Source organism: Caulobacter sp. P4_E5, assembly GCF_056401555.1.
In genome coordinates this window covers 1-12,849 of sequence record NZ_JBFUJD010000054.1, presented here as the reverse complement: position 1 = coordinate 12,849, position 12,849 = coordinate 1, and the positions used below count along the sequence as shown (strand labels likewise).

At 66.1% G+C, this 12,849-nt stretch carries 12 protein-coding genes; 10 read left to right on the top strand and 2 right to left on the bottom strand.

Annotated elements, in window-relative coordinates:
* The first annotated feature begins 163 nt into the window (after positions 1–163).
* The 4 genes from hemE (at position 164) to rho (ending at position 4,402) form a co-directional block, all read left to right on the top strand.
* Complete coding sequence (hemE, locus tag AC1DSO_RS16285; RefSeq protein ID WP_477069812.1) at positions 164–1,210, top strand: uroporphyrinogen decarboxylase; 1,047 nt, start codon at positions 164–166, stop codon at positions 1,208–1,210.
* The gene (gene hemH, locus AC1DSO_RS16280; RefSeq protein ID WP_477069811.1) at positions 1,207–2,238 is read left to right on the top strand and encodes a ferrochelatase; all 1,032 of its coding nucleotides are present in this window, start codon (positions 1,207–1,209) and stop codon (positions 2,236–2,238) included. The genes hemE and hemH overlap by 4 nt, the downstream gene beginning before the upstream one ends.
* Positions 2,235–2,702 (top strand): CopD family protein, encoded by a 468-nt coding sequence (locus tag AC1DSO_RS16275; protein WP_477069810.1) that lies wholly within the window; start codon positions 2,235–2,237, stop codon positions 2,700–2,702. Before hemH ends, AC1DSO_RS16275 begins: the two co-directional genes overlap by 4 nt.
* Positions 2,703–2,968: 266 nt before the next feature.
* On the top strand, positions 2,969–4,402 hold the full coding sequence (rho, locus tag AC1DSO_RS16270) for a transcription termination factor Rho (RefSeq protein WP_477069809.1): 1,434 nt from the start codon (positions 2,969–2,971) through the stop codon (positions 4,400–4,402).
* A gap of 96 nt (positions 4,403–4,498) precedes the next feature.
* Here rho and AC1DSO_RS16265 read toward each other — a convergent pair whose 3' ends face one another.
* Together AC1DSO_RS16265 and AC1DSO_RS16260 are read right to left on the bottom strand one after the other, a co-directional pair.
* A complete protein-coding gene (locus AC1DSO_RS16265) occupies positions 4,499–5,464 on the bottom strand; it encodes a quinone oxidoreductase family protein (RefSeq protein WP_477069808.1) in 966 nt (321 codons plus the stop codon).
* Positions 5,464–6,174 carry a dienelactone hydrolase family protein gene (locus AC1DSO_RS16260; protein ID WP_477069807.1) on the bottom strand — a complete coding sequence of 237 codons (711 nt, stop codon included), beginning with the start codon at positions 6,172–6,174 and terminating at the stop codon, positions 5,464–5,466. The genes AC1DSO_RS16265 and AC1DSO_RS16260 overlap by 1 nt, the downstream gene beginning before the upstream one ends.
* A gap of 112 nt (positions 6,175–6,286) precedes the next feature.
* On the opposite strand from AC1DSO_RS16260, the gene AC1DSO_RS16255 reads away from it, so the two are divergent.
* The 6 genes from AC1DSO_RS16255 to AC1DSO_RS16230 all read left to right on the top strand — a co-directional run bounded on the left by AC1DSO_RS16255 (position 6,287) and on the right by AC1DSO_RS16230 (position 12,311).
* Complete coding sequence (locus AC1DSO_RS16255; protein WP_477069806.1) at positions 6,287–6,532, top strand: DUF6489 family protein; 246 nt, start codon at positions 6,287–6,289, stop codon at positions 6,530–6,532.
* Positions 6,533–6,536: 4 nt separating this feature from the next.
* On the top strand, positions 6,537–7,877 hold the full coding sequence (gene mnmE, locus AC1DSO_RS16250) for a tRNA uridine-5-carboxymethylaminomethyl(34) synthesis GTPase MnmE (RefSeq protein WP_477069805.1): 1,341 nt from the start codon (positions 6,537–6,539) through the stop codon (positions 7,875–7,877).
* Between the two features lie 171 nt (positions 7,878–8,048).
* A complete protein-coding gene (mnmG, locus tag AC1DSO_RS16245; protein WP_477069804.1) occupies positions 8,049–9,905 on the top strand; it encodes a tRNA uridine-5-carboxymethylaminomethyl(34) synthesis enzyme MnmG in 1,857 nt (618 codons plus the stop codon).
* The gene (gene rsmG, locus AC1DSO_RS16240; protein ID WP_477069803.1) at positions 9,895–10,560 is read left to right on the top strand and encodes a 16S rRNA (guanine(527)-N(7))-methyltransferase RsmG; all 666 of its coding nucleotides are present in this window, start codon (positions 9,895–9,897) and stop codon (positions 10,558–10,560) included. Before mnmG ends, rsmG begins: the two co-directional genes overlap by 11 nt.
* Positions 10,550–11,353: a ParA family protein gene (locus AC1DSO_RS16235; RefSeq protein WP_477069802.1), complete on the top strand. Its 804-nt coding sequence runs from the start codon at positions 10,550–10,552 to the stop codon at positions 11,351–11,353. The genes rsmG and AC1DSO_RS16235 overlap by 11 nt, the downstream gene beginning before the upstream one ends.
* Before the next feature lie 43 nt (positions 11,354–11,396).
* Entirely contained in the window at positions 11,397–12,311 is a 915-nt protein-coding gene (locus tag AC1DSO_RS16230) for a ParB/RepB/Spo0J family partition protein (RefSeq protein WP_477069838.1), read from the top strand.
* Positions 12,312–12,849 lie beyond the last annotated feature (538 nt).

Below are 12,849 nucleotides of genomic sequence, written 5' to 3'. Positions count from 1 at the left end.
GGGAGCAAAGGCGGATCGCGTGTGGGAGTCACTCGCCCGTCAGGGGTTTTCCCCACTATGCAGTTGCCCTCCAACACCCTCCTCCAATCTTAATTTCTTATTAAGAAATGATAGGAGTCTTACGGACTTGAGCCAGAGCTCACGCCGGGCTTTAACCCGAGCCATGACGTCTCCCGCCCAGACCCCGAAGTTTCTCTCCGCGCTTTCCGGCGAGCGGCATGCGAACCCGCCGATCTGGTTCATGCGGCAAGCAGGACGGTATCTGCCCGAGTACCGGGCGGTGCGGGCCACGGCCCCGGACTTCATCAGCTTTTGCTTCGATCCGGAAAAGGCGGCCGAGGTCACGCTGCAGCCGATGCGACGGTTTCCCTACGACGCCGCCATCGTCTTCGCCGACATCCTGCTGATCCCCGGCGCGCTGGGCCAGAAGGTCTGGTTCGAGGCCGGCGAAGGTCCGAAGCTGGGCGAGATGCCGTCGATCGAGTCCATGGCCGAAAAGGCCAGCGAGGCGGGCAAGGCCCTTTCGCTCGTCGGGGAGACGCTGACGAGGGTTCGTTCGGCGCTCGATACGGACAAGGCCCTGATCGGTTTCGCCGGCGCGCCCTGGACCGTGGCGACCTACATGATCGAGGGCGGCTCCAGCGATCGCAGCGGCGCACGGACCTACGCCTACCAGAACGCCGACAAGCTGGACGCCTTGATCCAGGTGCTGGTCGACTCGACCATCGACTATCTGGCCATGCAGGTCGACGCCGGGGCCCAGGCCCTGAAGCTGTTCGAGAGCTGGGCCGAGGGCCTGTCCGAACCGCTGTTCGACCGCCTCGTGACCAAGCCGCACACGAAGATCATCGAAGGGCTGCGGGCGCGGGGCGTCACCGTGCCGATCATCGGCTTCCCGCGTGGGGCAGGAACCCTGGTCGAGGCCTATGCCGCGCAGACTCCGGTGCAGGGCGTCGCGCTCGACACCCAGGCATCGGCCAAGCTCGGACAATCGATCCAGAAGACCAAGACTATCCAGGGGGCGCTGGATCCCCTGCTGCTGAGGGCCGGTGGCGACGCCCTGCTGAAGCGGGTCGACGAGCTGCTGGAACAATGGAACCAGGGTCCCTACATCTTCAACCTGGGCCACGGCATCTTGCCCGACACGCCGATCGCCCATGTCGAGGCGGTTCTGAAGCGAGTGACCGGCCAGAAGGTCGTTTCGCGGTGAGCAAGAAGCTCGCCGTCGTCCTGTTCAATCTCGGCGGGCCCGATGGTCCGCGCGCGGTGCGGCCGTTCCTGTTCAACCTGTTCCGCGATCCGGCGATCATCGGCCTGCCAGCGGTCGCCCGCTATCCGATCGCGGCCCTGATCGCCACCACGCGGGAGAAGACCGCCAAGGCCAACTACGCGATCATGGGCGGCGGCTCGCCGCTGCTACCGGAGACGGAGAAGCAGGCGAGGGCGCTGGAGGTCGAGCTGGCGCGGGCCCTGCCGGGTGTCGAGGCCAGGTGCTTCATCGCCATGCGCTACTGGAACCCGCTGACTGGCGAGACAGCCAAGGCGGTCAAGGCGTTCGGTCCGGACGAGGTCGTTCTGCTGCCGCTCTACCCGCAGTATTCGGCGACCACGACCGGCTCGTCCTTGAAAGCCTGGCGCGAGACCTATTCAGGCGGCGGTCGCCAGACGACGGTCTGCTGCTATCCGACCGAGGCGGGCTTGATCGAAGCCCACGTCCGTCTGATCCGCGAGACCTGGGAGAAGGCCGGGTCGCCGGCGAACGTCCGCTTGCTGTTCTCGGCCCATGGGCTGCCGGAGAAGGTGATCCTGGCCGGCGACCCTTACCAGAAGCAGATCGAGGCCACGGCCGCGGCGGTCGCCGCCCGGTTGCCGGCCGATCTGGACTGGACTGTCTGCTACCAGAGCCGGGTCGGGCCGATGAAGTGGATCGGCCCCTCGACCGACGATGAGATCCGCCGGGCCGGCGTCGAAGGGAAGGGCGTGATCGTCACGCCGATCGCCTTCGTCTCCGAGCACGTCGAGACCCTGGTCGAGCTGGATCACGAATACGCCGAGCTGGCCCAAGAAGTGGGGGCCGCGCCCTATATCCGCGTGCCGGCCCTGGGCGCCGCGCCGGAGTTCATAGGTGGTCTGGCCGCGATGATCGGCAAGGCGTTGGCCGCACATGGGATTGTCCCGGGAAGCGACTGGCGTTGCGGCGAATTCAACTGTCCGTGCAAGGAGGGAACCCAGGCATGATCGATTTCCTGGTGGCGCATTTCAACCTGGTGCGCGGTCTGCACATCCTGTCGGTCATCGCCTTCATGGCCGGGATGCTCTATCTGCCGCGGCTGTTCGTCTATCACGTGCGGGCCACGCCCGGTTCGGAGATGGACGAGACCTTCAAGGTCATGGAGCGCAAGCTCCTGAAGTTCATCATCAACCCGGCCTCGATCGCGACCTTCGTGTTCGGGCTATTGCTGATCCTGGCCGACAGCCAAATTCGCGGCGCGGACTTCCTGGTCGAGCCCTGGATGCTGACCAAGCTTATCGCCCTGGTCGGCCTATACGGTTGGCACGGCGTGCTGTCGGGCGCGGTCCGCAAGTTCGCCAACGGCCAGAACACCCGCTCGGAAAAGTTCTGGCGGGCCACCAACGAGATCCCGTTCGTGCTGGCGATCATCATCGTCATCTCGGTGACGACCAAGTTCCTGAACCACTAGGTATGGCCGGCGGCGCTTGACCCGCCGGCCCCCGCGTGGTTTGCATCCAAGAGGTTCGGAATTTCCGAACTTCTCTTCACGGACCGGCGCCCGTCCTGGCGCGCCCCGCGAGCGGTTCCGCTCCAAGGTTCGTCCCCCGAACGATCCGCGTCATCGTCAATCGACGCGCTCGCCTGGTCCGCTCCGATGGGTTGGCCTGGCGTGATCCTTGAAATTCTACCGGCCGGACTCCGTCGTGGAGTCCGCGCCCTGACTTGAGTCTTGTCATGACCGAAGAAACCGAAAACGAAATCCCGGCCGCCGAAGAGGCGACCGTCCAAGAAGCCGCCGAGGACGTCGTCGATACGACCGCCGAGGCGAGCTCTGATAGCGCGGCTGAAGCCGAAGGCGACGACGAGGGCTCCGACATCGCCGCGGCCGTCGCGGCCCTGGGCCTGAAGTCCATGTCCCTGCAGGAGCTGAAGGAGAAATCCCCGGCCGACCTGCTGGCGTTCGCCGAGACCTTCGAGGTCGAGAACGCCAACTCCATGCGCAAGCAGGACATGATGTTCGCGATCCTGAAGACCCTCGCCGAGGAAGGCGTGGAGATCTCGGGGTCGGGCACCATGGAAGTGCTGCAGGATGGCTTCGGCTTCCTGCGTTCGCCGGAAGCCAACTACCTGCCCGGGCCGGACGACATCTATGTCTCGCCGTCGCAGATCCGGAAGTATGGCCTGCGCACCGGCGACAGCGTCGACGGCGCGATCCGCTCGCCGCGCGAAGGCGAGCGCTACTTCGCCCTGACCAGCGTGGCCAAGATCAATTTCGAAGCGCCTGACAACGTCAAGCACAAGATCCACTTCGACAACCTGACGCCGCTCTATCCCGAAGAGCGCTTGAACATGGAACTGCCCGATCCGACCATCAAGGATCGCTCGGGCCGCGTCATCGACATCGTCGCCCCGCTCGGCAAGGGCCAGCGCTGCCTGATCGTCGCCCCGCCGCGGGTGGGTAAGACGGTCATGCTGCAGAACATCGCCAAGTCGATCGAGACCAACCACCCCGAGTGCTACCTGATCGTCCTGCTGATCGACGAGCGCCCGGAAGAAGTCACCGACATGCAGCGCACCGTGAAGGGCGAAGTCATCGCCTCGACCTTCGACGAGCCGGCGACGCGCCACGTGCAGGTGGCCGAGATGGTCATCGAGAAGGCCAAGCGCCTGGTCGAGCACAAGCGCGACGTCGTCATCCTGCTGGACTCGGTCACCCGTCTGGGCCGCGCCTACAACACCACCGTCCCGTCGTCGGGCAAGGTGCTGACCGGCGGTGTCGACGCCAACGCCCTGCAGCGCCCGAAGCGCTTCTTCGGCGCCGCGCGCAACGTCGAGGAGGGCGGTTCGCTGTCGATCATCGCCACGGCCCTGATCGACACCGGCAGCCGCATGGACGAAGTCATCTTCGAAGAGTTCAAGGGCACCGGTAACTCGGAAATCGTCCTTGATCGTAAGGTGGCTGACAAGCGCATCTTCCCGGCCATCGACGTGCTCAAGTCGGGCACCCGCAAGGAAGAGCTCATCACCCCGCGCGACCAGCTGCAGAAGACCTACGTTCTGCGCCGGATTCTCAACCCGATGGGCGCCTCGGACGCGATCGAATTCTTGCTCGACAAGCTGCGTCAGTCGAAGACCAACGGCGACTTCTTCCAGTCGATGAACACCTGAGTCCAGACGGACTCAGCCAGATACGAGAAAGGCGCCGGTGCTACCCGGCGCCTTTTTTATTGAGCCCTACCGCGTTGGTATTGCGAGTGCGTGGGCCTATGGGATCAGCAAGGTCGCGCCGGTCGTACGCCGGCCCTCGAGCGCCTCGTGAGCGGCGCGGGCTTCGGCGAGCGGGAAGGTCTGGCCTATGTCGATCTTCACCGCGCCCGAGCCGATCACCGCGAACAAGGCTTCGGCGCTCTCATCCAGCTCTTGCGTCGTGGCGATATAGTCGAACAGGCGCGGGCGGGTGACGTAGGCCGACTTGGCGCCCAGCTCTAGGGGGGCGAACGGCGGGACCGGTCCCGAGGCGTTGCCGAAGGTGACCAGCGTGGCGCGTTTGGCCAAGCTCTTGAAGCTGGCGTCCCAGGTATCCTTGCCGACGCCGTCATAGACCACGGCCACGCCCTGGCCGCCGGTGATCTCGGCGACGCGGGCCGGGACGTCTTCCCGGCTGTAGTTGATGACATGGTCGGCCTCTAGATCGCGGGCGATCGCCGCCTTGGCCTCGGATCCGACGGTGGCGATGACGATCGCACCCAGGGCCTTGCACCACTGGACCAGGATCTGACCGACACCACCGGCGGCGGCGTGGATCAGAACGGTATGGCCATGTTTCACGTGGAAACACCGGCGGATCAGGAACTCGGCGGTCATGCCCTTGAGTAGGGCCGCTGCCGCGATCTCCAGCGTGACGCCGTCCGGAACCTTTACGGCCCGATCCGCCGGAACGGCCGCGGCTTCGGCATAGGCGCCCATGGTCCCGTTATAGGCGACGCGATCGCCGACCTGGAATCGGGTGACCCCATCGCCAGTCGCTTCGACGATCCCGGCCGCTTCCAGGCCGATGACCGCCGGCATCTTCAGCGGGTAGAGGCCCGAGCGGTGATAGGTGTCGATATAGTTCAAGCCGACGGCTTGGTGCCGGACCAGGATCTGGCCGGCGGCGGGCGAGGGGAGCGGCAGGTCGATGCTCTCGAGCACCTCGGGTCCGCCGGCGCGAACGGCTTGGATCGCCAGCATTAGCCTTGCTCTCCCTGCGAAAGCACCTTGCGGAAGAAGGTCAGGCTGCGGCCGTTGGCCTTGGCCGCGTCGACCGCATCGTAGTGCGCGCCGCCTTCGCGCGCGAACGCGTGGTCGCGATCGGCATAGGTATGGATCTCGATCTGCGGGTGATCCTTCAACGCGTTGAGGATGACCTGCTGAGCTTCCGGCGGCACGAACTGATCCTTCTCGGCGATGTGCATCAGCAGCGGCTTGTTCAGCTTCTCGGCCTCGCCGACCCGCTTCTCGAGGCCGACGCCGTAATAGGAGACGCTAGCGTCGACGTCGGTTCGGGTTGCGGTCAAGAAGGCCAGCAGGCCGCCGAGGCAGTAACCGACCGCACCGACCTTGCCATCGACGCCGTCCAGCTTACGGGCCGCGGCGATCGTCGCGGCGATGTCGCCGATGCCGGCGTCCACGTCGAACGCGTTGAACAGTTCGAAGGCGCGCTTCCATTCCGCTTCGCTCTGGTCGGTGATGTCGATCCCGGGCTCGATCCGCCAGAACAGGTCGGGGCATACGGCGACGAAGCCCTGGGCAGCCAAGCCGTCGCAGATGTCGCGCATGACCTTGTTGACGCCGAAGATCTCCTGGATGACGACGACGGCCGGGGCGCTCTCTGCCTGGGGTCGCGCCACATAGGCCGAAAAGGCGCCGTCAGGCGTTGTGATCGTGAGGGTCTCGCTCATCGGGGCTCTCCGTCATACTGGGTCGATGTGACTTTCGACCAAAGCGCTCTAACCTGCGCCGACGGGCCATGCCCCATAACAATATCGTGCCCTGACCGAAGGGAACTTCCCAATGAAGATGACGATCGAGATCGACTGCACGCCCGTTGAAGCCCGCAGCTTTCTAGGCCTGCCGGATGTCAGTGCTTTGAACGACCACCTGGTGAAAGAGATGCAGAACCGCCTGGACGCCAACATGGCCATGCTGGCGCCCGAGGAGCTGATGAAGAACTGGATGGCGTTCGGGACCGGCGCCCAGGAGCAGTTCCGCAAGCTGATGACGGCGGCGGCCGGCGCGGCGGTCGGCAAGCGCGACTGACACAATGACGGATACGATCTTCGCCCTGGCCACGGCGGCTGGGCGAGCGGCGGTAGCCGTCGTGCGCGTCTCGGGTCCGGCGACCCTGTCGATCGTCGAGGCCTTGGCGGGTAGGGCGCCCGCGCCACGGATGGCCGCCTTGCGCAGGCTGCGCCACCAAGGGGTCGAGCTGGACGAGGCCTTGGTCCTGCGCTTCGAAGGGCCGGCCAGCTATACCGGCGAGGATAGCGCCGAGTTTCACGTGCACGGCGGCCGGGCTGTGGTCGAGGTGCTGCTATCGGCGCTGTCGGCTCTGGGCGCGCGCCTGGCCGAGCCGGGGGAGTTCACCCGCCGAGCCTTCGAGAATGGCAAGCTGGACCTGGCCCAGGCCGAGGGCGTCGCCGACCTGATCGACGCCGAGACCGAGGCGCAGCGCAGTCAGGCGCTGGGCCAGGTCGGCGGCGCGCTGAGCCAGCGCTACGCGCGCTGGCGCGATCTGCTGATTCAGTCGCTGGCCATGCTGGAAGCGGCGGTTGATTTTCCCGACGAGGATCTGCCGGAGGAGGTGGCCGAGCGCGCCCGGCCGGGCCTGCGGATCCTCGGCGTCGAACTCGACGCGGCGCTTGAAGACGTCGCGCGGGGTCGCCGTGTGCGGGACGGCTATCGGATCGCGCTGGTCGGCGCGCCGAACGCGGGGAAGAGCACCTTGCTGAATGGCCTGGTCGAGCGTGACGCGGCCATCGTCACCGATACGCCAGGTACGACCCGGGATGTCATCGAGGTTCCCCTGGTGCTCGGCGGCTACAAGGTGCTGATCGCCGACACGGCCGGCCTTCGCGAAACCGCCGATGTAATCGAAGCGGAGGGTGTCCGGCGGGCTCGGGCCTGGGCTGAGGATGCTGACCTAAGGCTTTGGGTCGTCGATGGGTTTCACGTGAAACATACAGTGAAGCTTGAAGAGGCCGTTCGGCCGGGGGACTGGCTGATCCTGAACAAGGCCGACATCGCGGAGCCCGGCGACTTGGAACCCGCCGAGGTTTTCTGGCGCGGGGAAGGGCTCTCCGTAACGCGTCTCTCAGCACGCTCCGAAGACGGAGTCGGCGCCCTTCGCGCCGCCCTGACCGCTCATGTCGCCGACGCCTTGTCCGGTGCGGAGTTCCCGGCCGCCACGCGTCTTCGCCACGCCGAGCGCCTGGGCGAGGCTCGGGGCTATCTTGCCCGAGCGCTGTCCGACGTCGGCCTGGAGGTTGAACTGGCGGCGGAGGATGTCCGCCTAGCCGCTCGCGCCCTGGAGAAGATCACCGGGCGGGTTGATCCGGAGGATGTGCTGGGCCGCGTTTTCTCGACCTTCTGCATCGGTAAGTGATGTTCCACGTGAAATACTCCCTATGTTATCCACAGCGCGCTCACAGCTGTGGCGGGGGTGTTTCACGTGAAACGCCGAGGAGTCGCATCGACCGCCTCGCCTGATTGGCGTATAGATCGAGTCCAGCGCCCCCGCTCCAAATCCGGGGGCGTTCGCATTGAGGCGAGTTCGTTGTCCAACACCTGGGATGTCATTGTCATCGGCGGCGGTCACGCCGGCTGCGAGGCGGCGGCCGCCTCGGCGCGCGCCGGCGCCCGCACCCTGCTGCTGACCCACAAGCTGGAAACCATCGGCGAGATGTCCTGCAACCCGGCCATTGGCGGCTTGGGCAAGGGTCACCTGGTCCGCGAGATCGACGCCCTGGACGGCCTGATGGGCCGCATGGCCGACAAGGCTGGCATCCAGTTCCGGATGCTGAACCGCTCGAAGGGTCCCGCCGTTCGCGGCCCGCGCGCCCAGATCGACCGCAAGCTCTATCGCGAGGCGATGCAGGCCGAACTGGCCGCCACGGAAAACCTCGACATCATCGCCGCCGCCGCCGAGGACCTGATCGTCGAGGACGGCAAGGTTGCCGGCGCCATCGACGGGGAAGGGCGGTCGTACCGCGCTTCACGTGTAATCCTGACGACCGGCACCTTCCTGAAGGGCCTGATCCATCTTGGCGAGACCCGTACGCCTGCCGGGCGGGTCGGTGACCAACCGTCGATCGGCCTTTCGGATCGTCTCTACGGCCTAGACTTTCAGATGGGTCGCTTGAAGACTGGCACGCCCGCGCGCCTCGACGGCGCCACCATCGCCTGGGACCGGCTGGAAATGCAGCCCGGTGACGACGAGCCCGTGCCGTTCTCGTTCCTGAACGATCGCATCGAGACGCCGCAGATCGCCTGCGGCATCACCTTCACGACCGCCGAGACCCACCAGATCATCGCCGACCGTTTGGGCGAATCCGCCGTCTATGGCGGTCGCGCCACGGGGATCGGGCCGCGCTATTGCCCGTCGATCGAGGACAAGGTCGTCCGCTTCGCCGACAAGACCAGCCATCAGGTGTTCCTGGAGCCGGAAGGCCTGGATGACACCACGGTCTATCCGAACGGGATCTCGACATCGGTTTCAGAAGAGACCCAGCTGCTGTTCCTGCGCACGATCCCGGGCCTGGAGGCCGTGGAGGTCAAGCGCTACGGCTATGCGATCGAATATGACTATGTCGATCCGCGCGAGCTTTACGCCACGCTGGAGACCAAGCGCCTGCCGGGCCTGTACCTGGCCGGCCAGATCAACGGCACGACGGGCTATGAAGAGGCGGGGGCCCAAGGCCTGGTCGCTGGTCTGAACGCGGCCCTGGCCACGCAGGGCAGGGAGCCCGCTGTCTTCGCGCGGGACGAGGCCTATATCGGCGTGATGATCGACGACTTGGTCACTCGGGGCGTCACCGAGCCCTATCGGATGTTCACCAGCCGGGCCGAGTTCCGCCTGACCCTGCGCGCCGACAACGCCGATCAGCGCCTGACCCACCGCGGGGTCGAACTGGGTGTCGTCGGCGAGGTTCGCGCCAAGGCCTGGGCGGAGAAGAAGGCGCGCCTGGAAGCGGCGCGAACCTTCGCGCGTTCGGTCAGCCTGACGCCGAACGAAGCGGTGAAGGTCGGGTTCAAGGTCAACAGCGACGGCGTGCGCCGGGACCTGTTCGCCATGCTGGCCTATCCAGATGTCTCGCTGGACGATCTCGGCCGGGTCTGGCCTGAGGTTTTCACGTGGAACACCGACGTGCGCGAGCAGATCGAGATCGAGGCGGCCTATGCCGGCTATCTCGATCGTCAGCGCGCCGACGCGGAGTCGCTGCGCAAGGACGAGGATCTTCGTCTCCCGGCCGATCTCGACTATGCCGGTGTCGGCAGCCTGTCGAACGAAGTCCGCGAGAAGCTGGCGCGCGTGCGGCCGCTGACCCTGGGCCAAGCGGCCCGTATCGAGGGCGTGACCCCTGGCGCGCTGACCGCGCTGCTGGCCCACGTGCGACGCAGCCGTGCAGCCTGACGCCTCCGAGGGTGAAGTCGGGCTCGCCCCCGAACCTGTCCTGGACGCGGCGGGCTACCAGGCCCTGACCGGGGTCAGCGACGCCCAGCTCGTCGATCTGGCGCGCTATCAGGATCTGCTGGCCGAGTGGAACGCGGTCATGAACCTGGTCGGGCCGCTGACCATCGCCACCTACTGGACCCGCCACGCCCTCGACAGCTCCCAGCTTTTGGACATGGCGCCAGAGGCCCTGACCTGGGCCGACCTCGGCGCGGGCGCGGGTCTGCCTGGGGTCGTGCTGGCCATACTGCTGAAAGGCCGGAATGGGGCCAAGGTTCACCTGGTCGAGAGCATGGCCAAGCGCTGCCGCTTCCTCGAGGTGGCCGCCCAGACGTTGGATCTGCCCGTCGAAATCCACAATGTTCGCGCCGAGTCGCTGAAGCTGAAGGTCGATGTCGTCACCGCGCGGGCCTGCGCGCCGATGACCAAGCTGCTCGGCTTCGCCGAACCCTATCTGTACCGTGGCGCGATCGGTCTGTTCCTGAAGGGACAGGATGTCGCGGCCGAGCTTTCCGAAGCCTCTCGCGCTTGGAAGTTCGCCAGTGAGCTACGACCTAGTCAAAGCGACCCTCGCGGCCGCATCGTTCAAGTGAAGAGGCTTTCCCGTGTCCGCTAATCCTCTCCGCGTGCTCGCCATCGCCAACCAAAAGGGTGGGGTGGGCAAGACCACGACCGCGATCAACCTGGGCACCGCCCTCGCGGCTTGCGGGGAACGTGTGCTGCTGATCGACGCCGACCCGCAGGGCAACTGTTCGACGGGCCTGGGCATCGGCCGCACGGCGCGCCGCACCACCCTCTATGACGTGCTGATGGGCGAGTCCCCGGTGATCGACGCCGCCGTCAAGACCGAGCTCCCCGGCCTGGAGGTCATACCGGCCGACGCCGACCTGTCGGGCGTCGAGATCGAACTGGGTCAGACCGCGCGTCGGTCCTACCGGTTGCGCGACGCCCTGGAGCCCCTGCGCGCCAATGGGCCCTACACCTATGTGCTGATCGACTGCCCGCCGTCGCTGAACGTGCTGACCGTCAACGCCATGACCGCCGCCGATGCGGTGTTCGTGCCCCTGCAGTGCGAGTTCTTCGCCCTGGAAGGCCTGACCCAGTTGATGCGAACCATCGAGCGCGTGCGCGGCAGCCTCAACCCGCACCTGGAGATCCAGGGCGTGGTGCTGACCATGTACGACCGTCGCAACAGCCTGTCGGAACAGGTGGCCAAGGACGTGCGCACCCACTTTGGCGACAAGGTCTATGACGCGGTCATCCCGCGTAACGTCCGCGTCTCGGAGGCGCCGTCGTTCGGCAAGCCGGTGCTGCTGTACGACCTGAAGTGCGCGGGCAGCCAAGCCTATCTGAAGCTGGCCCGCGAGGTGATCAGCCGCGAGCGGGACCGCCTATCCAAGGCGGCCTGACCTGAAATTCTGAGTACCGAACCTAAGCTTGACTAAGAATATGATGGAGTCCGTCGTGGTGGGAGAGCCGGGTATGGCCGAAGGTCGTCGTGGTCTGGGACGTGGGTTGTCCGCCCTGCTGGGCGAGGTCGACGCCGCGCCGGCCCAGGCGCCGGGCGATCACGCCGGCGGGTCGAGGGACGCGCCGATCGAGCTGCTGAAGCGCAATCCGGATCAGCCACGCCGCACGTTCCGCGAGGATGATCTCGAGGATTTGGCCAATTCGATCCGCGAAAAGGGCGTGCTGCAGCCGATCCTGGTGCGGCCGGCCCCCGACGCGCCGGGCGAATACCAGATCGTCGCCGGCGAACGCCGCTGGCGCGCGGCCCAGCGCGCGGGCCTGCGCGCCGTGCCGATCATGATCCGCGAGCTGGACGACCTGGCGGTGCTGGAAATCGGCATCATCGAGAACGTCCAGCGCGCCGACCTGAACATTCTGGAAGAGGCGCTCTCCTACAGGGTGCTGATGGAGAAGTTCGACCGCACCCAGGAGAACATCGCCCAGACCATCGGCAAGAGCCGCAGCCACGTGGCCAACACCATGCGCTTGCTGGCCCTACCGGACGAGGTGCAGTCCTACCTGGTCAGCGGCGAGCTGTCGGCCGGTCATGCCCGCGCCATCGCCGCCTCGGCCGATCCCGCCGGCCTGGCCAAGCAGATCATCGACGGCGGCCTGTCGGTCCGCGAGACCGAGGCCCTGGCCCGCAAGGCGCCGGATCCGCGCCCAGCCAAGAACAAGGGCGGCCGTCCGCCTCGGGTCAAGGACACCGACACTCAAGCCCTTGAGGCCGACCTGTCGTCGGTCCTGGGCCTCGACGTGTCGATCGATCATCGCGGCTCGACCGGAACCCTGACCATCACCTATGCGACGCTCGAGCAGCTCGACGACCTTTGCAACCGGCTGACCCGAGGGGTCTGATCGGACGCACCTAAAAGCGTGCAAGGGAGCGGATTTGGAGCCTCAAAACGTCTCTGAAAAATCGCCTCTGTCGCGCATAGAACGGCGCCTCTCCGTAGTCCGGGAGGCGCCGTTTTCGTGAGACGAGGGCGGTTCACAGCCTTTTCGGCCGCAAACGCTTGTCGCGTAAGGGTTTCTTGAAAGTCATCCACAGGCGCGCAACGGGCCTGTTTTGGGGCGTTTTCGAACGCTTCCCCTCATTCTCGTCATCCCGGACGCGCTTGCGCGATCCGGGACCCAGGGGCCGAGCGCAGTGCGGCGGCCCCTGGGTCTCTGTGTGTCGAAACTGTGAGAGATTGGTCACGGGCGGGAGATCGTTGGGTCCCAGGTCTTGAGACCGTTAGCCGGCCAGATCCCCGCCCGCTTTAGACCACACCTGAACAGTTGCACGAGGCCGTTGGCGCGGACCTCGCATCACAGGGACAGGCACGATGACCATACACCCTGACGTGGTCGGGATCGATGTGTCCAAGCATCATCTCGACGTGTTCGACGCCGC

What these genes read in the sequence shown, in the direction of transcription:
- AC1DSO_RS16255 (WP_477069806.1), top strand. Translation starts at nt 6,287, where the DNA reads ATGAAGATGACGATCGAGATCGACTGCACGCCCGTTGAAGCCCGCAGC.
- AC1DSO_RS16230 (WP_477069838.1), top strand. Translation starts at nt 11,397, where the DNA reads ATGGAGTCCGTCGTGGTGGGAGAGCCGGGTATGGCCGAAGGTCGTCGT.
- AC1DSO_RS16265 (WP_477069808.1), bottom strand. Translation starts at nt 5,464, where the DNA reads ATGCTGGCGATCCAAGCCGTTCGCGCCGGCGGACCCGAGGTGCTCGAG.
- AC1DSO_RS16275 (WP_477069810.1), top strand. Translation starts at nt 2,235, where the DNA reads ATGATCGATTTCCTGGTGGCGCATTTCAACCTGGTGCGCGGTCTGCAC.
- hemE (WP_477069812.1), top strand. Translation starts at nt 164, where the DNA reads ATGACGTCTCCCGCCCAGACCCCGAAGTTTCTCTCCGCGCTTTCCGGC.
- mnmE (WP_477069805.1), top strand. Translation starts at nt 6,537, where the DNA reads ATGACGGATACGATCTTCGCCCTGGCCACGGCGGCTGGGCGAGCGGCG.
- rho (WP_477069809.1), top strand. Translation starts at nt 2,969, where the DNA reads ATGACCGAAGAAACCGAAAACGAAATCCCGGCCGCCGAAGAGGCGACC.
- AC1DSO_RS16260 (WP_477069807.1), bottom strand. Translation starts at nt 6,174, where the DNA reads ATGAGCGAGACCCTCACGATCACAACGCCTGACGGCGCCTTTTCGGCC.